The organism is Scrofimicrobium canadense (genome assembly GCF_009696615.1).
Classification (GTDB): Bacteria; Actinomycetota; Actinomycetes; order Actinomycetales; family Actinomycetaceae; genus Scrofimicrobium; species Scrofimicrobium canadense.
In genome coordinates, this window is sequence record NZ_VULO01000004.1 from 74,733 (window position 1) to 94,008 (window position 19,276).

Genomic DNA, 19,276 nt, shown 5'->3' on the forward strand with positions numbered 1-19,276 from the left:
ATCGCCCGTGTCTAAATCCAATCCACGACTGTACGATCTCATTGCCATTAGTTTCGTGGCTTTTCTTCTGATTGCTAACGTCGCAGCAACAAAACTGTTTTCAATAGGAAGCCTGATTTTCGACGGCGGGGCCGTTCTTTTTCCTCTCACATACGTTTTGGGAGATGTTTTAGCTGAAGTGTACGGTTTCGCCCGTGCTCGACGGGTAATCGTCATCGGATTTGTGATGTCTGCCGTTGCTTCACTCACCTTTTTTGTTGTCCAACTGTTACCGCCAGCCCCCGGATACGAAAATCAGGAAGCATTTGAAGCAATTTTAGGTTTTGTGCCGAGAATCGTACTCGCTTCTCTTGTCGCCTATTTGGTGGGCCAGTTACTCAATGCATACGTTCTAGTGTCCATCAAGAAACGTTGGGGCGAACGCCGACTGTGGGTGAGGCTACTTGGGTCATCAATCGTTGGCGAAGCCGCTGATACGGCAATTTTTTGTACTATCGCGTTCTATGGTGTGTTGACCGGATGGGATTTTGTCAATTACCTCGTGGTCGGCTACGCGTACAAAATGCTCGTTGAAATACTATTTCTACCACTTCTTTACCCTGCCATTGCAGCGGTGAGAAAGAGAGAACTCTCTTATGACAAGTGATTGGTTAGGTTCAGCTCCAGTACACGCTTTTACTGAAGTACAGCGGGACCGCGGCTTTACAGTCGAGAAACGCCTAGACAACACCTTGGGCAGAGCTGGAACGCTTCATACAGCACACGGTGACATCCAAACACCCGCTTTTATTCCTGTAGGGACTAAAGCAAACGTCAAAGGGTTGGTTCCAGAAATGCTTGTCGCCTTAGGTGCTCAAGCAGTATTGGCCAATGCCTACCACCTCTATCTCCAACCAGGTTCCGATATCGTTGACGAGGCGGGCGGACTTGGAAAATTCATGAACTGGAACGGCCCCAGCTACACCGACTCCGGTGGATTCCAAGTACTGTCCATGGGAGCTGGATTCAAAAAAGTCCTTTCAGAAGAGTTTTCCGGTAAACGCGCCGCAGATGAAAAAACTGCACGTCTCGCGGTGCGCGAATCAAAAGCGGTCGTGAATGACGACGGTGTCGTATTTTCCAGTCACATTGATGGCTCAAAACATGTTTTTAATGCCGAGGTGTCTCTCCGTATTCAGCACGAGTTGGGCGCCGACATCATGTTTGCCTTCGATGAACTTACATCGTTGCTTCACCCGTACGACTATCAAATCGAGTCGTTGGATCGCACCGAAGCTTGGGCTGCTCGGTGCCTAGCCGCGCACAAGACGTTCACGGAAGAACGTACACACAAGCCCTATCAACAGTTGTGGGGGGTTGTGCAAGGGGCACAATATGAGAATTTGCGACGTCGCGCGGCGCGCAACCTGTCGCAGATGGTCGTTGACGGCTATAGTTTCGACGGCTTCGGAATCGGCGGAGCTCTAGAGAAGGAAAACCTAGGCACTATCGTTGGGTGGGTATGCTCCGAGCTGCCAGAGGAGAAGCCCCGGCACCTCCTAGGAATCTCAGAACCCATCGACTTTTTCGCAGCTATTGAATCTGGTGCCGATACCTTCGACTGTGTTAATCCCTCACGGGTTGCCCGCAATGGCGCCATTTATGGTCCAGATGGACGTTTCAATATCACTAATGCACGCTTTGCCCGCGATTTTTCACCCTTGGTCGAGGGATGTGGATGCTACACATGCACCCATTACACCCGAGCTTATGTTCGCCATCTATTCAAAGGTAAAGAAATACTCGCGGCAACATTGGCCACTATCCATAACGAATGGTTTACTGTTCGTCTCGTTGATGCGATCCGTTCAGCGATTGTCTCTGACTGCTTCTTTGAGTTCAAAGAAGCTATGCTGTCTCGTTTCTACAAAGAATACTGACTATCAGACGTTGAACCCGATGGCGCGAAGCTGCGCGCGACCATCGTCGGAGATACACTCGGGACCCCACGGCGGTAACCATACCCAATTGACGGTCACGTCGGTCGAATACGGCCCCAACACCATTTCTGTCTGACGCTCAATAACATCGGTGAGTGGGCAAGCAGCAGAAGTAAGGGTCATATTTAGCCGAATAGCATTATCTTCATGGATAGCAATGCCATAGACCAAGCCCAGATCAACAATGTTAATACCTAGCTCTGGGTCGATGACATCTTTGAGCGCCTCAATAACCTCTTCACCAGATACATTACCGTCTTCGACGAGGTCGATTCCAGGACCCTTTTCTGGTTCAGGCACCGTAAAGCGTTGTTCAGGCTTTGCCATTGGATTATCCATGGTTTTCTTCCTCCACAATATCGATTCCAGCTTGAGCTAGAGAATCACGCAGCGCATACCACCCCAGTAAGGCGCATTTCACCCGATTGGCAAATTTCGATGTGCCTTCAAGGACTGCGGCATCTCCCAAACGGTCCAAAACCTCATCGGGAACTCCTTTACCTCGCGAATGCATCATCTGGTCCATTGCCGAATACATGGACCGCAACTCATCATTAGAAGCGCCTTCGATGAGCTCATTCATCATTGACAATGATGCTTGAGAAATGGCGCATCCATCCCCCTGCCACGCAACGCGAGTCAACTGACCATCTGGATCAACGTCAACACCCAATGTCACCTCGTCCCCACAGGTGGGATTGACTTGGTGTGAGCTGAACGGTAGCCCATCGATTGCGGCTTCCCCCGTACGCCTACGTGAGTGATCCAAAATAACCTGCTGGTACAACTGTTCTAAGCTACTCATGCTTGCACTCCGAAATAACTGCTTACCTTATGCAAGGCCCTTGCAAACTGGTCAATCTCATCTAACGTCGAGGTCAACGATAGAGAAGCACGCGATGAAGCTCGCACCCCAAAAAATCTATGTAATGGGATTGCACAGTGATGCCCAACCCGCACCGCTACATCTTCAGCATCGAGGAACTGCCCCACATCATGAGGATGGACACCCGCGATCTCAAATGACACTACGCCAGCTCTAGCTTGTGCCGTTGCCGGCCCGAGAATGCGTGCTCCCGGGGCTTCTTTCACCGCTTCGATCAATGCAGGCATCAAGGTTGATTCTTGAGCCTGAATCCGTCCCATTCCCCATTCACTCATGTATTGGAGGGCAACCGCCCAGGCCACTGCTTGAGCTACAGGCTGAGATCCAGCTTCGAATCGGTTGGGGGCAGGCAGATACTCGGCAGATTCCATCGTCACGTCAGCGACCACAGAGCCTCCCGTGAGGAAAGCAGGCATATTCGCAAGCAACTGATGACGCGCCCACAGCGCCCCGATCCCCGTTGGTCCTAACATTTTATGTGAAGAAAAAACAGCAAAATCTACGCCCAAAGTTCGAACATCAACCGGTATGTGCGCACTCGACTGACATGTATCGAGTACCACTTTGGCGCCAACTGCCCGAGCCTGCGCAACAATCGCCTCTACAGGTGAGATTGCTCCCGTTACATTCGACATGTGGGTAAAGGCCACGATCTTAGTATTTGCTGTGATCCGTCCAAGCGTTTCGAGATCTATCCGCCCATCTGGAAGCAGATCAAGCCACGCCAATTCGGCTCCAGTGCGAGCAGCTAGTTGTTGCCAAGGAACGAGATTGGAATGGTGTTCAGCCCTGGTAACAACGATTCGATCTCCCGGACTAAGAACCATATCGCCATAGGACCGTGCAACTAGATTAAGTGCCTCGGTTGCATTCTTTGTCCAGACAATTTCATCCCCTCGACCGCCGACAAATGAAGCTATTGTTGAGCGAGCATTATCAAAGGCCTCTGTCGCTTCGTCACCAAGGAGGTGAGTTCCTCGGTTGACTGCCCCATTGCGCACCTGATAAAAATCCGCTTCTGCCTCCAGCACGCACAGAGGTTTCTGTGAGGTTGCAGCCGAGTCGAAATATGCAATGGGGTTTCCACCTCGGCCTATGCGCGAGAGGATCGGAAAATCCCCTCGCACAGCTGCAAGCTCAATGGCAGTGAAAGGCGCGCCGCTCATACCAGGTACTTGTCGTAGCCTTCCTCTTCAAGACGATCAGCCAGTTCTGGGCCTCCTTGTTCTGCCACCCGCCCATTCACGAAAACGTGAACGAAATCCGGCTTTATGTATCGCAGAATTCTGGTGTAGTGAGTGATAAGGAGAACTCCATTATCCGTCTTATCATGCACTCGATTGACTCCCTCTGAGACAATCCGCAATGCATCCACGTCCAAACCGGAGTCGGTTTCATCGAGGATCGCAAAACTAGGGTGCAGCATCTCCATCTGGAGAATCTCTAGGCGTTTCTTTTCTCCGCCTGAGAAACCAACGTTGACATCACGATCGGCAAAGTCCGTGGGCATACGCAAATCTTCCATTGCCTTTGCCACATCTTTTACCCAATGGCGCACGTTGGGCGCTTTTCCGTCGATTGCAGTTTTTGCTGTGCGCAAGAAGTTAGAAACAGAGACTCCTGCAACCTCGACCGGGTACTGCATCGCTAGGAATAGACCGGCTTTGGCGCGCTCATCAACCGACATCTCTAGAATATTTTGATCATCCAACCATGCTTCCCCCGATGTCACTTCATACGCGGGATGTCCAGCCAAAGCATAAGCTAGAGTAGATTTTCCTGAACCGTTAGGCCCCATCACCGCGTGAATCTCTCCGCTCTTGACTTCAAGATCAACCCCCTTGAGGATCTGCTTGGTACCTTCTGGGGTCTCCACCGAAACCTGCAGGTCCTTGATATTCAGAGTCGCCATGTCACTTCCTTGTTTTCATTATATTTCGACGAGGACGCGTCCGCCCTCAGTTTTGAGTCTGTATGTGTTCACTGGTGCTGGAGCTGGTAATTCTCCTTCGCCAGTCACTAAATCGAACTGTGCGCAATGCCCCCAGCATTCAATACTGCGCGGACCAATTTCTCCCTCAGAAAGAGAAATATCCGCATGGGTACAGGTATCGTCGATCGCGTAAAGATCACCTAGCGAATCGCGGACAACAGCTATGACGTGATTACCGATAGTAACTCGACGTGCAGAAGCAACATCGAGATCAGCCGTACCGGCATCATGCCATGGCATCTAGTGCGCTCCTTGTAGTCGATCTTCAATAGCGTCGAGAAGATGATCGCGAACTTCCTCAATCTCAATCTTGTTGATGAGCTCGGCAAAGAATCCACGTACAACGAGACGTCGCGCGTCGACTGCCGAGATTCCTCTACTCATGAGATAGAAAAGTTGTTCGTCATCAAAGCGCCCAGTTGCAGACGCATGTCCGGCTCCCTCAATCTCACCATTTTCAATTTCTAGGTTAGGAACCGAGTCGGCCTTCGCACCCTCAGAAAGGATCAAGTTGCGATTGAGTTCATAGGTATCTGTTGCATCAGCATTTTCACCAATGAGGCAATCCCCGATCCACACTGAGCGTGCATCCTGGCCCTGCAAGGCTCCCTTATAGACCACGCGGGAATAGCAGTTTGGCTCAGAATGGTCAACGAATACGCGGTGTTCGAGGTGTTGGCCGGCATCGACGAAATAAATTCCGTTAAGCCGCAGTGTCCCTCCCGGAGCAGTGTATTCAGTATCTACACACACCCGCACCAAATCGCCACCCAAAGTAACCACCAAATGATCCAAGGACGCGTCCCGTCCAACACTAACCCGGTGATTCGATGCATGGACAGCATCCCGATCCCATTCGTGGACAGCGATGACGCTAAGTTGGGCTCCGTCTTCGGCCCGGACTTCAACAGTCTGGTTCAGCGCTGCGGGACCTTCATGGCGCAGCAAAACTGTTCCCTTTGAAAGAGGTTCTGCCCGAATCACAATATGGTCAGTACTGAGCTCTTCAGTTGCACGCACATCGACGATCACTGGATTCTCGAGTTCAACTCCCCTCGGGATAGTGATCACAGTCGCTTGGTCGAAAGCTTCCCATGCAACAACAGCCGTTCGATCGCCGGGAGCCAGTACGGTTCCCACCCGGGGATCATCTCGCCCCACCTTCTCGATAAAAACCTCTTGCGGAGACTGTTTGGCCTCTAGTTTCGCCCGTTGCGTATACCCTTGAGGGTCGAAAAGTTTCTCAATGCGTCGCAGAGGAGTAAAACGCCAATCCTCTTCTCGCCCCATGGGGACTGGAATATCATCCACATTGAATGATGTCGGCCTATCCGCCCTTGATGCATGAGTTTTCGTCACAATATCGGCCATTAGCCAACAGATCCTTCCATCTGGAGTTCAATGAGACGGTTGAGTTCCAAGGCATATTCCATGGGGAGCTCCTTGGCAATTGGCTCCACAAAACCGCGAACAATAGTTGCCATTGCCTCGTTTTCATCCAAGCCACGGCTCATCAAATAAAATAGCTGGTCTGCATTAACTTTCGAGACGGTAGCTTCATGCCCCATCTCGACATCTTCGGTTCGCACGTCTACATAGGGATATGTGTCAGTTCGGCTGATCTTATCAACCAAAAGAGCATCGCAGAGGACATTCGATTTCGAATGCGTAGCCCTTGAATGCACCTCTACAAGTCCGCGGTACGAAGTACGGCCGCCACCACGTGACACAGACTTTGCCACAATTGAGGAACTCGTATTGGGCGCCATATGTACCATCTTCGCACCAGTATCCTGGTGCTGTCCGTGACCGGCAAAACCAATAGAGAGTGTTTCACCCCTGGCATGCGCACCGCGCAGATAGCATGCAGGGTACTTCATGGTGATACCGGAACCGATATTTCCATCAATCCACTCCATAGTGCCGCCCTCTTCCACCATTGCGCGCTGTGTCACAAGGTTGAGGACATTATTCGACCAGTTTTGAATGGTGGTGTAACGCACTCGAGCATCTTTTCGGACGAAGATTTCAACTACTGCAGCGTGAAGAGAGTCCGTATCGTAGATTGGTGCGGTACACCCCTCCACGTAATGAACATAGGAGCCTTCGTCGGCAATAATCAGAGTTCGTTCAAACTGTCCCATCGCTTCCGTATTGATACGGAAGTAGGCCTGTAACGGAATCTCTACATGGACGCCCGGTGGAACATAGACAAATGACCCGCCCGACCAGCAGGCTGTGTTGAGAGCGGCAAATTTGTTATCACCAGCGGGAACCGATTTTCCAAAATACTCTTCAAATAGTTCTGGGTACTCTTTGAGACCAGTATCAGTGTCAAGAAATACGACACCTTGCCGCTCAAGGTCCTCTTGAATTTGTTGATAGACAACCTCGGACTCGTATTGAGCAGCTACGCCTGCAACGAGCCTATTCTTTTCGGCATCAGGTATCCCTAACCGATCATAGGTATTGCGGATGTCTTCGGGAAGATCTTCCCACGCTTTGACTTGTCGATCTGTAGGCCTGACGTAGTATTTGAAGTCGTCAAAATCGATACTCGAAAGATCTGGTCCCCACGCTGGCATGGGTTTGCGTTCAAAGAAGCCAAAGGCTTTGAGACGACGCTGTAGCATCCACTCAGGCTCACCTTTAGTCTGCGAGATAAACCGGACGATGTCCTCATTAATCCCCTTAGGCACGCCTTGAGAGTAGTCATCGTTATCGTGCCACCCGTACTCATATGCGCCGATCGAATCAATGATCTCATCGTCCGACATCGGCTGGGCTGGCGCAGTTTGCGTCATGAGTGCCTCGCTCCTCTTCTATCTATTCCTACGGAACGCGTGTCGCGCCGCAGGGTGTACTACCGGCATGCCAATTGGCACGTGAGTGGTGCATACGTGTCCTCCACCTGCAAGTGTGGAGAGCCGTTGCACATGTACTCCAAGAATTTTTGAAAATGCTGTAAGTTCCGCTTCACACAATTGCGGAAACTCTTCGGCAACTTTTTCTATGGGGCAATGCCCCTGACATAGTTGCACCGCAAAGTGACCATCACCCACAGGGCGGATACTCGCCGCATAGCCGTCTTCTGTGAGCGCGTCAGCAAGTGCGCTGGCCCTCATCAGTGGATCAGATCCTGCCGCGTGGACAATAGGGGTGTATTTCCGCTCAATCTCACGCGCCCGCGATGACGCAAATGCTTCAACAGCCTCTTCACCCATCGTCCTTGTCATATAGGACAGTGCTTTCACCGCGATTTCGGAGTGGCCATCTGTCAAGGTTCCACGTCCGGTGTCGGTAGCAACGTAATAACGGGCCGGCCTACCTCTTCCGCGCGGTCCGCGTGGGGGAACGTCATGTTCTTCTATTTCCCCGGACTCTTCTAACGTGGTGATATGTCTGCGTACGGCAGCAGTAGTAAGACCCAAGATTCGAGCGATAGCTCCTGAAGTCACCGGACCCTTTTCAATGACTAAATCCAGGACGGTTTGGCGCGTTCCGATATCGCTTAGATCAGCCATACGCCCTCCTAGTTGCCCGGTATGGATTACCACTGCCCCAGTCTAGCCGATTTTAGCAACAAGGTGATGCACATAATCATGGGACAGAAGTCACAGTGGCCCCGTATAGCTTGTGCATAGGGATAGACAGGCTCCACAGAACGAATCTTCCCTCCAACAAAGAGCTATCTAAGCCACTAGCGAAACCAAGGAGCATCAGAAGGCCTAATGTCATGAAAGCTACGCCTCATACTGCTCTCAAGAGCAAGAATCCCACTTACCAAACTCGGGTTGTGAAAATTGCCTGCCAGCACGTATGCCACTGCTTCGTCGACTGGGACCCATTTCACGGCAATATCTGCTTCTTCATCTTGCCTAAGAAATACCGACTCGGCTGCGTGCAGATCGCGGGCAAGAAATATCCGCAGTGACTCCGTGCTACATCCTGGAGAGAGAAATAGATCCAGCAAAACGTTCCATTGATCGGCATAGAGATCTACTTCTTCCCGTAGCTCTCTCTTCGCAGCGCTCAGGTAGTCTTCTCCTTCGATGTCGAGAAGACCCGCAGGTATTTCCCACAGCTGGGCGCGGACTGGGTGGCGGTACTGGTTAATCAGCAGGACTTCATTAGCGTCATTCAATGCGAGAATAGCCACTGCGCCTGGGTGGCGCATGTATTGACGGGTAATGGGATTACTATGTGCAGACAGAAGCAGTCGGTCTTCCTGCATGCTCCACAGGCGACCGGCCCATCGCCTCTGCGAATCTACTACTATCGCATCATCATTATGCTCATCACGCATCATTGTGAGTCTCCAAGGCAGCTTTCACTAAACCGGCAAAAAGGGGGTGTGGTCGCGTAGGACGACTTTTGAACTCTGGATGAGCTTGAGTCCCCACATAAAAAGGATGCAGCTCCCGATCCAACTCAATGAATTCTGTCAAAGTGCCATCGGGAGAGGTGCCAACAGTTTTAAGACCGACACTTTCCAGTTGGTCTGCATAGGCACCATTTACCTCAAAGCGATGGCGATGTCTTTCGCTGATTTCTTCCGATCCATAGAGATGCGAAATCAAAGAGCCTTTAGTCAACCTCGCAGGATAGGAGCCAAGGCGCATAGTTCCCCCTAAGTCGCCTTCTCCAGCAATAATCTTCTTTTGAGAGTCCATCGTAGCCACCACGGGATTCTCTGTTCTGGGATCAAATTCTGTCGACGATGCATCAGTAAGCCCTAGCAGATTCTTAGCGGCCTCAACAACCATACATTGCATGCCAAGGCAAATACCAAGAGCAGGCACCCTATTTTCCCGGGCCCATCGCAGAGCACCAACTTTGCCATCGATGCCCCGAACTCCAAAACCTCCTGGAACAAGAATCCCATCTACCCCACCCAACGATGCTTCAGCGTTTTCTGGAGTGTCACATTCATCCGCAGGTACCCACCGAATCGAGACATCCGCATTATTTGCGAAGCCACCAGCCTTAATGGCTTCAACAACCGATAGATAAGCATCGTGGAGTTCGATGTATTTACCCACTAGCGCAATCGTCACTACAGGACGGTTTGTTGATACCTGATCTAGTAGTGCTTTCCAGGTACCCCACTCAACGTCACGGAAAGATAAGCCCAATCGACGCACAAGGAATGCGTCTAACCCCTCTGAATGAAGAATCCGTGGAATCTCATAAATGCTCTTTGCGTCCGGACAGATCACCACAGCCTCACTGTCTACGTCACACATCAAAGAGATTTTCCGCTTGACCGATTCTGGCACGTCATGGTCAGTGCGAAGGACCAGTGCATCTGGTTGAATCCCAATGGACCGCAAAGTAGCCACCGAATGCTGAGTGGGTTTGGTTTTGAGTTCTCCAGCGGCTCCTAGATAAGGCAGTAACGAGACGTGTACGAAAGCGCAATTGTCTCGCCCCAATTCTCTTCTCATTTGGCGAGCTGCTTCAAGGAAAGGTGTCGATTCAATATCTCCGACAGTCCCACCTATTTCCGTGATGATGACGTCCGGTGCCGCATCGGAGTCTGTGGGTTCGGACTGGGCACGCATGATACGCATGATTTCGTTTGTCACGTGTGGGATAACCTGGACTGTATCGCCGAGATAATCTCCTTGGCGTTCACGAGTCAAAACATTGGAATAAACCTGCCCTGTCGTGGCATTAGCAAGACCAGATAGATTTACGTCAAGGAATCTCTCGTAGTGGCCAATATCGAGATCTGTTTCAGCTCCGTCTTCAGTAACGAAAACCTCACCATGTTGGAATGGGTTCATAGTTCCTGGATCGACGTTTATGTATGGATCCAGTTTTTGCATCACAACGCGTAATCCCCTACCACGCAGCAGCATACCCAAAGATGATGCTGTCAATCCTTTACCTAAGGAAGAGACCACTCCACCTGTGACGAAGATATGTTTCGGTATTGACGGGTTCTTTACTTCACAGACTTGATTTACCATGGAATACCATCATACTCGTAAACCAATGATCAAATCTTTCAAGACGTCATTTTTGGATAGGGCCAACGGGTGATGTAGCACCTTCTTCGACCCCGTAAGCTCCTTTTCCAGTCGACAAAGCCAAGGCTGTATTAACAGCTGCCATGGAAGTACCCACCTGGTCCACTGTCGCGATAGAGGCTCCCTCTTGACGCAAAACAGCGATAAAGTTGGTTTCGTTTTCACCATTTCCTACGGCAACAGCCCCATTTTTTACCGTACCAGCAGCATTGGCTAGTGCAACCAGTGCCCCCGGAATGGGCAGGGACAAATCATCTTCGCCAGCGTTAGTTTCTTCAGCGGGACCCAAAATTACCAATGTGTCTGCTGGCTTATTCGGCAGAGTCTCACCTTCAATAAGTGGGGTATTTGAGTCAGTGAGTATCTCGGTGAGGAGGTTCCGTTCAGCTCCTTCAGTTGTCAACACTTCGACAATCGCCTCAGCAATCGTCTGGTCCGCCGAGCCACTTCCGCCACTCGATAGGTGGCTAGATACGGGTCCAGCTAGGCTCTCACGATAGTCACGCTGCCCCAGAGAAACAGCAGCTTGAGCTAAAGAAACTGTGCCCACAACGTCAGCCCCAGCCAATTGAAGCTGTTCGGTAATTTCTTGCGCAGACTGAGCAGAAGCGCCCGGTAGCATAATGATTCCTATGGCGCGATCGCTAAGAGTTTCCGGAAGAACTTCTGCGCCCACCCCGTCGATGAACTGATTTAGCTGCTCGATATCTGTCTGGTAGGCGGAAGTCTCTTCAGTCAACTGTTCAATCTGAGACTGCGCCCCCTCCTCAGCAGACCCAGCAATTCTCGATTGCAGCGGGCCGGCGCCTAAGACAACTCCCAATGCAAGAGCCAAAAACACTGCTACTAGGGAGACGATGTGATATCGAATATTAACCATTGTTCCTCTTACCCTCCAGGAGTACCAGAATTAGTCCACGGCCAGACGGTTCCCACCCATTCCCACCAAGGCTGCGAAAAGCTCTGTCCCCAAGGGGTGAACAGCACTGCAACGCCAGATATCACAAGTGCGGCCACCACAAGAAATATCAAAAGTGCCAATGAGACCCGCGGACGGTAAAAACTTCTAGCTACAGAAGCAGAAACTACCTTTGACGAGGCACGCGTTCGTATGAAGAAACTCGCAATCTGTTGGGGCCCAGGTAACTCAAAAAAGTCTTGCAGGTCTCTTTCTTCCGATACGGTGATAACTGACTTTGCTCCTCCAACATCAGCAAGAAGTATGGCCGCATCGAGTTCACTGGCAGCCGTCGGAATAACATCATAGGTTAAACCTATCGATGACATGCGAGAACTACCCTGTGGTTCAGCCGTTCCCTCACGTAAGAGCACATGTGCGCGTGCTCGGCGAAGAATTTTTTCTGGCACCGCAGTGGGGTCACCGACAAGAACATCAATCCCGCGTCGAAGCTTCCACGCAGCCTCAGCCCCACTGGATGTCGCTACTATCACCGCATCAAAATCTGCGGCAATCGGCCTTATCCCCTTAAAACCTTCAGGTTCACCGTCAACAACAATAGAGGTCTTTCCCGACCTGAATTGCTCAAGGCGCGGCACCCCTTGTCCCTCAATATACAGTGCAGACTCTTGCTGCCAGACTGCACCTGCTCCACTTGCAAAAGCCTGCACCTGCAATCCCAGTCTGCCACGAGCTTCAGAAGTAAAACGATTGAGTTCATCAAGGTTACGAAGCTGTCCCTGCGCCAGGATCTGATTTTCACAACTAATCTGGGCGCCTCTAACTTCTATGACCTCTCCTTCTTTGAGAGTAAGCAGCTCTGGGCCCACCTCGTCAATCAGGGGTATACCTTCACTGACTAGCAAACGCGCGCCTGCACTCACAGTACGCCCGGTAGTCGAAGAGGAAACGTTCACTACGGCAAGAGGCCTCTTGCTCAGGAGCGAGACTGCCGATGCGCGGTCGAGATCTACTCGATCAATTATGGCGATCTCACCCGGTTCTAAGCGTGCAGCCAGTCTCTGCACATTCTCATCCACCCGCACAGTGCCTATCAGAGGCAGATCTTCGATACTCACTCCTGTGATTCTGCCAGCCCAAGAAGCTCGGAGGCATGACGGCGCGCCGCAAGAGAGGTGGTCTCTCCTCCTAGCATCCTCACAAGCTCATCAATACGTGCCTCGCCAGCAACTTCCCAGACACGCGCAGTTCCCGATTTCTTGGCAACTACCATGTGTTTGTCCGCCATTGCAGCGATTTGTGGAAGGTGCGTAACGACAATGACCTGTTGCGTTCGCGATAGACTCCGAAGCCTGTTACCGACTTCCAGAGCTGTCCGTCCTCCTATGCCAGCATCAACCTCGTCGAAAATATAAGTTGTTGCTCGAGTTTGCGATCCCAAAGCCACTTCAAGGGCAAGCATCACTCGCGAAAGTTCTCCGCCAGATGCCCCCTCTCCTAGTGGCCGTGAAGGAGCGTGTGGATGGGGTCGCAATTCCATTGTGATCTCATCACATCCGTGGCTTGCTGGGCGCACTGCAGTGACGTTGATTGAGAAGGTGGCTTCTTTCATCGCCAACCCAGATAGCTCCTTATTTACCGCGGTTGTTAGCCTCTTCGCCGCTTTCTCTCGGGAGTGATGAAGTCTTTCACCTGCGGTCAAAACACGCTGTTGTGCTTCCTGTAAACGTTTTTCGGCCTCGTCAGGACTCATACCCGCATCAGTAAGTTCAACGAGACGATCTCGGGCCGCTGACTCCCATGCGAGAAGCTCAGATACTGTCTGGCCTCTCCCTTTGAGTAATTCTTCGAGCTGTGCACGACGCTGCGAGAGCCGTTCTAACTCTTGAGGATCATCGAGAAGGCTCTCTCCGTAGTCAGTCAGGTCACGTACCAGCTCCTGAGCGTCAGCAATGATGGCTTCCAGGCGACCAGCATAATCGCTAATAGACGCATCAAGTCTCTCGATGCGGCGCAGTATTCCTAAGGCATTACCAAGCGTGTCAGTTACCCCACCATCGCGGTCCAGGCTACTTACGACTCCTCCAATATCATCGCGCAGACGATTGGCATTGGAGAGCCGATCAATCTGTGTGTTGAGAAAGTTCTCTTCATCAGCAGCAAGTTCGAGTTTAGCGATCGCATCTACCATGGTCTGCAAATACTGTACTTCGGCCTGAACTTTATCGAATGATTCTACAACTTGGTCCCGATGCCTTTTCGCGGCAACGGCTTTCTTCCAAGCATCGACGTAAGCTGCTAACAGTTTGTCGTGACCTGCGAAACTATCCACCATAGTTCTTTGTGCTTCTTCGCGGCGCATCAACCATTGGTCAGATTGCCCGTGAATGGTGACTAGTCCCCCGACGATCTCAGTGAGTAGTCGTAAAGGTACCGGCCTTGCATTGATTGCCGCACGAGTTCTTCCGTGTGCTGGCAGTGTCCTCCAAATAATGAGTTCATCTCCATCGAACTCGATGTCTGCAATGAGCGGGGCTACCAGAGTGAATACGGCATCGACCTCCGCACGGTCACAACCTGATCGTACCGCCGAGGAGTCAACTTTCTCCCCCATGAGCATACGGAGCGAAGTGAGGACCATGGTTTTCCCTGCGCCAGTTTCACCAGTAAGAACAGTGAAACCGGGAGAAAACTCGAGATGAGCATCGTCGATGACGCCAAGTCCTCGAATCCGCAATTCGTCAATCATGCACACCACCCGAACGCCATCCGCTAACAGGTAACGAGAACTTATTGACTAGCCTTTCCGCAAAAGGCCGACTATCCAGACGAGCCAGCCGCACAGGACGCACACCTCTTTTGGCTCTTACCGTGCAGCCCAAATCAGCGTTTTGCCGTGCTAATCCATCAAACCAGACATCAGAGCCAACGTTGCCTGAATCGAGAACCGCAACTTCTAGCACCGAGTTGGGATGAATAACCAAAGGACGGGTGAAGAGTCCATGAGCAGCAAGTGGTGCGACGACTATAGCTTCCGTATCTGGCCATACGACTGGCCCTCCGGCCGAGAATGAATACGCAGTTGAACCCGTTGGTGTCGAGAGGATGATGCCATCAGCTCCATAGGTAGACACATTTTGGCCATCCACAGCGAACATCAGATCGACCGGCCGTCCGGGATCAATGTGCATTATTGCTGCCTCATTGAGAGCCCAGTTAGTTTCTACGGTTCCGTCAGGTCGAATGATTTCGACGTCTAGGGTCATCCTATTTTCGACCGTGTACTCGTCAGCTCCAATCCTCTCAACTACGCGGGTGAGTGATTCGCCTGATGTATCTGCTAGAAAACCCATGTGACCAAAGTTAATTCCCAAAAGTGGAACGTCTGCAGCGCGAGCTTGCCGAGCACCCGACAAGATAGTTCCGTCTCCACCCAACACCAAGACCAAATCTGGATTAATCTCTGGGTGTGAACTCACCGTCATACCTAAGTGTTCACATACCTGCCGGACCTGCGCTGCCGCTTGCGCAATATCGTGGCGGTCACGGTGGGTAACGAGGAGAATACTCTCAGCCATTGTCGATTCCTTGGGGTCCCATCTCTACCGCACGCCTAGCAGCAGCCTCAATGTCGACAATGGGCTCATGCCGTCCTTGAGGGGAAAAACAGACAAAATATTCGACGTTTCCTGCTGGACCAGGTAGTGGCGATGCTTCGATTGCCCACACATCCATACCAAGATTCTGTGCGAAATGAGCAATCTTCACAACTGCCCATATTCGATCAGCAGGATCGCGCACCACTCCGCCTGAACCGAGTCTGCCTTTTCCCACCTCAAATTGCGGTTTCACCATGAGAAGGAAGTCTGCCTCAGGGGCGACATCCACCAATGCAGGAATGATCAATTCTAACGAGATAAAGGAAAGATCCCCGACTACAAGATCAATCGGTACTGCAATGTCTTCTTTTTTCAGATATCGGATGTTTGTTCGATCCATGATCTGAACGCGAGAATCTGTCTGAAGGTTCCACGCCAACTGTCCATATCCAACATCTACAGCGATGACATGCGCGGCTCCGCGGCGCAATAGTACATCGGTAAAACCACCTGTGGAGGCACCCGCATCCAGACAGTTGCGCCCTCTGATGTGAGGTACACGATCCCCTAGCGCATCCAATGCCCCTATCAGTTTGTAGGCCCCTCGAGACGCATATTCACCGCCCCCAGGCTCCGCAATAATGACGATGGGCGCTGCAGTATCAACCTGTGTGGCAGCTTTGTGCGCGACGGCTCCGCTCACTTTTACCCTCTTGGCGTGAATCATCTCTTGAGCCGCGGTGCGAGATTTCGCGAGATTCCTTCGCACAAGCTCATTATCGAGACGACGCAGTGCCACGCACAGTCCGTTCATTATCCAGTTCAGCGCGAAGCTCACGTTCAAGCTGCTGGAGTTCCGCTAGTTTTTCAGGCAATTGTTGGGACTCATTCGTCATGCGTATCCCCATTGACTGCCTCGTCCTCAACTGGCACCTCACTGGGAGCAGTATCATCCGCTTCTTCGACGACGATGCGGTTGCTCATGGTTACTGTTCCGGCAGGATCGTCATTGGGGACGACCCGAAGTTCAGGACAACGCACTCCCCGTCTCTCATCGGAATAATCCCAGGCTGCAGCAATGAGTGCGCGATAGGTATCCAGTGCCAGCGTCACTGGATCACCGTCATCGGCCAGCTCGATATCGAGGATTTGGATAACGCCGCCGCGTCCAATTTTCACGGGTTGAGACACGCCACAGGTCCATGTGCCATCTTTGTGGTGCAGTGGACGGGGATGCACTTCGTTGAGAGCCCCCACATCGATACCTACGAAACTGGGACGGCGCCCCTTGGGTGCGCGAATTACGTCCCGCGCACTATTGACACCGCTGAGAACATGTAACGATGCCATTCGCGCATTGATCGCACCAGCAATATCCGTATCGAGCCTGTCACCCACAGCGATAGGCTTCTCCGCTTTCATCATTTCTGCAGTGCGAAGAAAGATTTCCGGACGAGGCTTACCAGCTGAGATGGGCCGCTTTGATGTCGCACGCGTAACTGCGGCCACCAGCGCACCATTTCCCAATGCGAAACCTCGCTCAGTAGGTAATGTTGCGTCCAAATTTGTCGCAAAATACTGGGCTCCAGCATTGATGGCATACGCTGCCTCACTCAACAACGCCCAATCAACATTTGGCCCATATCCTTGAACTACTGCATCGACATGCCCCTGCGCGTCTGTCACCGCGACAAAACCATTGTCCTCTACAAGCCCTGCCAGGCTAGGAGATCCCACAACCAGTACAGTCGCACCGGCTGGAAGTTTTTCTTTCAAATCGATCATGAGGTCGGTGGCAGCGGTCATTACCTGGTCTGCTTGCGCCTCATACCCCATAGATGTTAGTTTTTCAGCAACTTCTTGGGGGCTGCGGCTAGCATTATTGGTCATAAAACCTAGTTTCATGCCTGCATCGAGAGCCTCAGTTAGTGCTGCTGGACCGCCATCTTGGACGCGTTCACCATGGAAAGTGACGCCGTCTAGGTCCAAGAGTGCTGTATCGAATTCCGCACAGAGCGCCTGTTCGGTTCCTCTAAGATCGGTGCGTAATGTGTCGGTGTCAGCATCGAGGATCGCATCGAGGTCCACGATTTCCATGACGTCTGGTTCTTCTGGCATTGCAGCTTCCACTGCATCAGCTTCTGCAACTTTACCGAGATCGCGCAGCCGTTCAACCTGGAGAAGCATCAGGCGTCGTCGCAAAAAGTCGGGAGAATTTTCCGGCAGTGCCTCAAGTGCCCTCTCGACCACCATCAGGGAGTACTCAAGCTGTCCCAGATCAGCGCGGGCTCCTGCCGAGACTAAGACGATCTCGACCTGGTCCTCAAGCGACAACGATGCCAAATCAATCGCTTCGACAATCTCAATTGCCTTTTCAGAACGTCCCAGACCCCTTTCACAATCGGCTTCAATAGCGCGCAGTGAATCATCGCCTCTCATACGCCTCACAGCGCGCACTTCCCGCAAAGCCTCTTCATAGCGGCCCGATGCATAGGCTGTAAGGGCTGCGGCCTCGCGGACCACGTCCACTCTCCCAGCGCGTTTCACCGCTGCCTGCGCGTGTTGATAGGCGACTTCCGGATCAACCTCAAGCATTTGCCCGGCTGCTACTAGATGGCGAGCAACAATTTCTTGGTTTGATCCAGACAAGGTAGAAAGTGCCTTACGGGCTTCTCTATCTAGATCATCAGCGATCACACCGGCGGGAATGACTGGTTCATTGGGGTCTTCTGACCGAAACTCTCCATGATGTGGACGTTTGTTTTTCGGTTTATCGCCCTGGCGGCCCTGTCCTTGCCTATCGCGGGAAGGAAATCCGAGTCTACCTCCGCGTCTATCGGAACCTTTGCCGTGTCCGCGGTCATAGCCTCGCCCTCGTCCCTTGCCCGACTTCGAGCTATCGTCTCGTCTCTTGCCGCGGTAGTCCGCCACGCCGCCTCCAATATGAAGAATGATGTACTTGCTTATTCTACCGGCATCTACCTGACTATCACAGTGTCCCCATATCCGTAGCCATGACTCAGGTGAATTCGAAACACTATTTTATTCGACGGGATTCGCCGCTATAGGCGATACCGAGTCAGATTCACCAAGAAGAAACCAGTACGCCACACCTACAAAAAAGGCTCCGCCGACCAGATTTCCGACTCCTACAAGTGCGAGGTTTCGACCGAACTCCATCCACGTTGTCAGTGACGGATCGTGAAAAAGACCTAAAGTGAAGGTCGTCATATTTGCCACCACGTGTTCGTATCCTGAGGCGACAAAGGCCAAAAGGCACCAGAAAATTACGGTTGCCTTGCCAATTTCCGTTTGACACCGATTCGCACACCAGATGGCAAGACACACCAGAATGTTGCATAGGACTGCACGCAAAAAGAGCTGGTACCACTGAGCGTCGGATTTTCCTTGGAGTACAGTGGCCAAGTAGTCGCCTGCAGCAGCGTTATAGTCCAGCACTCCTGAATACACGACGATAAGACCAAAAACCATAGATCCTGCAAGATTGCCAATAAAACAGAACGACAAAGTTCCAGCCCACTGTTTGAGGGAGATTTTGCGAGCGAGAACTCCCTGAGTCAATATCATCATGGCGGAGGTAACGAGTTCTGCACCAGCAAATACCACAAGTATCAAGCCAACCGCGAATACGGCTCCTGATATGAATTTCGTGAGGGGATCACCTTTGACAGCAAATGGCCCTGCAATCGATAGCATCGTCACTACTGCTATACCCACGTAGGCGCCAGCGAGCATTGACGAGGCGAAGAATCGGTAGGGTTTTCGAGTCCCCACAACTTTGTCTTGAGCTAGTTCAAGTTGCAGGTTGAGAGTATCAGGAAGTGTAAGCACGCCTTCTATTGTC

19 protein-coding genes are annotated in these 19,276 nt (G+C 51.7%); 2 read left to right on the forward strand and 17 right to left on the reverse strand.

Translation table 11 applies throughout. The features are described from left to right. The first annotated feature begins 7 nt into the window (after window positions 1–7). On the forward strand, window positions 8–646 hold the full coding sequence (locus FYJ24_RS04045) for a queuosine precursor transporter (protein ID WP_318656517.1): 639 nt from the start codon (window positions 8–10) through the stop codon (window positions 644–646). Next, window positions 636–1,919 (forward strand): tRNA guanosine(34) transglycosylase Tgt, encoded by a 1,284-nt coding sequence (gene tgt, locus FYJ24_RS04050; protein ID WP_154543848.1) that lies wholly within the window; start codon window positions 636–638, stop codon window positions 1,917–1,919. The genes FYJ24_RS04045 and tgt overlap by 11 nt, the downstream gene beginning before the upstream one ends. A gap of 3 nt (window positions 1,920–1,922) precedes the next feature. Here tgt and FYJ24_RS04055 read toward each other — a convergent pair whose 3' ends face one another. The 17 genes from FYJ24_RS04055 to FYJ24_RS04135 form a co-directional block, all read right to left on the reverse strand. Further along, a complete protein-coding gene (locus FYJ24_RS04055; RefSeq protein WP_154543850.1) occupies window positions 1,923–2,318 on the reverse strand; it encodes a metal-sulfur cluster assembly factor in 396 nt (131 codons plus the stop codon). Further along, a complete protein-coding gene (sufU, locus tag FYJ24_RS04060) occupies window positions 2,311–2,784 on the reverse strand; it encodes a Fe-S cluster assembly sulfur transfer protein SufU (protein WP_154543852.1) in 474 nt (157 codons plus the stop codon). Before sufU ends, FYJ24_RS04055 begins: the two co-directional genes overlap by 8 nt. Beyond that, a complete protein-coding gene (locus FYJ24_RS04065; RefSeq protein ID WP_154543854.1) occupies window positions 2,781–4,031 on the reverse strand; it encodes a SufS family cysteine desulfurase in 1,251 nt (416 codons plus the stop codon). The genes sufU and FYJ24_RS04065 overlap by 4 nt, the downstream gene beginning before the upstream one ends. After that, a complete protein-coding gene (gene sufC, locus FYJ24_RS04070) occupies window positions 4,028–4,777 on the reverse strand; it encodes a Fe-S cluster assembly ATPase SufC (protein ID WP_154543856.1) in 750 nt (249 codons plus the stop codon). The genes FYJ24_RS04065 and sufC overlap by 4 nt, the downstream gene beginning before the upstream one ends. A gap of 18 nt (window positions 4,778–4,795) precedes the next feature. Continuing rightward, window positions 4,796–5,098 (reverse strand): Rieske 2Fe-2S domain-containing protein, encoded by a 303-nt coding sequence (locus tag FYJ24_RS04075; protein WP_154543858.1) that lies wholly within the window; start codon window positions 5,096–5,098, stop codon window positions 4,796–4,798. Further along, window positions 5,099–6,229 carry a Fe-S cluster assembly protein SufD gene (gene sufD / locus FYJ24_RS04080; RefSeq protein WP_154543860.1) on the reverse strand — a complete coding sequence of 377 codons (1,131 nt, stop codon included), beginning with the start codon at window positions 6,227–6,229 and terminating at the stop codon, window positions 5,099–5,101. Further along, complete coding sequence (gene sufB / locus FYJ24_RS04085) at window positions 6,229–7,662, reverse strand: Fe-S cluster assembly protein SufB (RefSeq protein WP_154543862.1); 1,434 nt, start codon at window positions 7,660–7,662, stop codon at window positions 6,229–6,231. The genes sufD and sufB overlap by 1 nt, the downstream gene beginning before the upstream one ends. Before the next feature lie 18 nt (window positions 7,663–7,680). After that, window positions 7,681–8,382, reverse strand: coding sequence for a helix-turn-helix transcriptional regulator (locus FYJ24_RS04090; protein WP_154543864.1), 702 nt, complete (start codon window positions 8,380–8,382; stop codon window positions 7,681–7,683). 176 nt (window positions 8,383–8,558) lie between these two features. Beyond that, the gene (locus FYJ24_RS04095; RefSeq protein WP_154543866.1) at window positions 8,559–9,167 is read right to left on the reverse strand and encodes an NUDIX domain-containing protein; all 609 of its coding nucleotides are present in this window, start codon (window positions 9,165–9,167) and stop codon (window positions 8,559–8,561) included. Continuing rightward, window positions 9,157–10,833 carry a CTP synthase gene (locus FYJ24_RS04100; protein WP_154543868.1) on the reverse strand — a complete coding sequence of 559 codons (1,677 nt, stop codon included), beginning with the start codon at window positions 10,831–10,833 and terminating at the stop codon, window positions 9,157–9,159. The genes FYJ24_RS04095 and FYJ24_RS04100 overlap by 11 nt, the downstream gene beginning before the upstream one ends. A 46-nt stretch (window positions 10,834–10,879) precedes the next feature. After that, complete coding sequence (locus FYJ24_RS04105; protein WP_154543870.1) at window positions 10,880–11,773, reverse strand: copper transporter; 894 nt, start codon at window positions 11,771–11,773, stop codon at window positions 10,880–10,882. An 8-nt stretch (window positions 11,774–11,781) separates the two neighbouring features. Continuing rightward, a complete protein-coding gene (gene steA / locus FYJ24_RS04110) occupies window positions 11,782–12,930 on the reverse strand; it encodes a putative cytokinetic ring protein SteA (RefSeq protein ID WP_154543872.1) in 1,149 nt (382 codons plus the stop codon). Next, on the reverse strand, window positions 12,927–14,561 hold the full coding sequence (gene recN / locus FYJ24_RS04115) for a DNA repair protein RecN (protein ID WP_154543874.1): 1,635 nt from the start codon (window positions 14,559–14,561) through the stop codon (window positions 12,927–12,929). Before recN ends, steA begins: the two co-directional genes overlap by 4 nt. Then, on the reverse strand, window positions 14,554–15,390 hold the full coding sequence (locus FYJ24_RS04120; RefSeq protein WP_154543876.1) for an NAD kinase: 837 nt from the start codon (window positions 15,388–15,390) through the stop codon (window positions 14,554–14,556). Before FYJ24_RS04120 ends, recN begins: the two co-directional genes overlap by 8 nt. Beyond that, complete coding sequence (locus tag FYJ24_RS04125) at window positions 15,383–16,225, reverse strand: TlyA family RNA methyltransferase (protein WP_154543878.1); 843 nt, start codon at window positions 16,223–16,225, stop codon at window positions 15,383–15,385. Before FYJ24_RS04125 ends, FYJ24_RS04120 begins: the two co-directional genes overlap by 8 nt. Window positions 16,226–16,296: 71 nt before the next feature. Beyond that, the gene (locus FYJ24_RS13350; protein ID WP_154543880.1) at window positions 16,297–18,342 is read right to left on the reverse strand and encodes an HAD-IIA family hydrolase; all 2,046 of its coding nucleotides are present in this window, start codon (window positions 18,340–18,342) and stop codon (window positions 16,297–16,299) included. A 111-nt stretch (window positions 18,343–18,453) separates the two neighbouring features. Continuing rightward, window positions 18,454–19,263, reverse strand: a complete 810-nt coding sequence (locus FYJ24_RS04135) for a formate/nitrite transporter family protein (protein ID WP_154543882.1) — start codon at window positions 19,261–19,263, stop codon at window positions 18,454–18,456. Between the last annotated feature and the right edge of the window lie 13 nt (window positions 19,264–19,276).

Coding starts and splice junctions, on each gene's coding strand:
- tgt (WP_154543848.1), top strand. CDS start 636: ATGACAAGTGATTGGTTAGGTTCAGCTCCAGTACACGCTTTTACTGAA.
- FYJ24_RS04055 (WP_154543850.1), bottom strand. CDS start 2,318: ATGGATAATCCAATGGCAAAGCCTGAACAACGCTTTACGGTGCCTGAA.
- sufU (WP_154543852.1), bottom strand. CDS start 2,784: ATGAGTAGCTTAGAACAGTTGTACCAGCAGGTTATTTTGGATCACTCA.
- FYJ24_RS04065 (WP_154543854.1), bottom strand. CDS start 4,031: ATGAGCGGCGCGCCTTTCACTGCCATTGAGCTTGCAGCTGTGCGAGGG.
- sufC (WP_154543856.1), bottom strand. CDS start 4,777: ATGGCGACTCTGAATATCAAGGACCTGCAGGTTTCGGTGGAGACCCCA.
- FYJ24_RS04075 (WP_154543858.1), bottom strand. CDS start 5,098: ATGCCATGGCATGATGCCGGTACGGCTGATCTCGATGTTGCTTCTGCA.
- sufD (WP_154543860.1), bottom strand. CDS start 6,229: ATGGCCGATATTGTGACGAAAACTCATGCATCAAGGGCGGATAGGCCG.
- sufB (WP_154543862.1), bottom strand. CDS start 7,662: ATGACGCAAACTGCGCCAGCCCAGCCGATGTCGGACGATGAGATCATT.
- FYJ24_RS04090 (WP_154543864.1), bottom strand. CDS start 8,382: ATGGCTGATCTAAGCGATATCGGAACGCGCCAAACCGTCCTGGATTTA.
- FYJ24_RS04095 (WP_154543866.1), bottom strand. CDS start 9,167: ATGATGCGTGATGAGCATAATGATGATGCGATAGTAGTAGATTCGCAG.
- FYJ24_RS04100 (WP_154543868.1), bottom strand. CDS start 10,833: ATGGTAAATCAAGTCTGTGAAGTAAAGAACCCGTCAATACCGAAACAT.
- FYJ24_RS04105 (WP_154543870.1), bottom strand. CDS start 11,773: ATGGTTAATATTCGATATCACATCGTCTCCCTAGTAGCAGTGTTTTTG.
- recN (WP_154543874.1), bottom strand. CDS start 14,561: ATGATTGACGAATTGCGGATTCGAGGACTTGGCGTCATCGACGATGCT.
- FYJ24_RS04120 (WP_154543876.1), bottom strand. CDS start 15,390: ATGGCTGAGAGTATTCTCCTCGTTACCCACCGTGACCGCCACGATATT.
- FYJ24_RS04125 (WP_154543878.1), bottom strand. CDS start 16,225: ATGAACGGACTGTGCGTGGCACTGCGTCGTCTCGATAATGAGCTTGTG.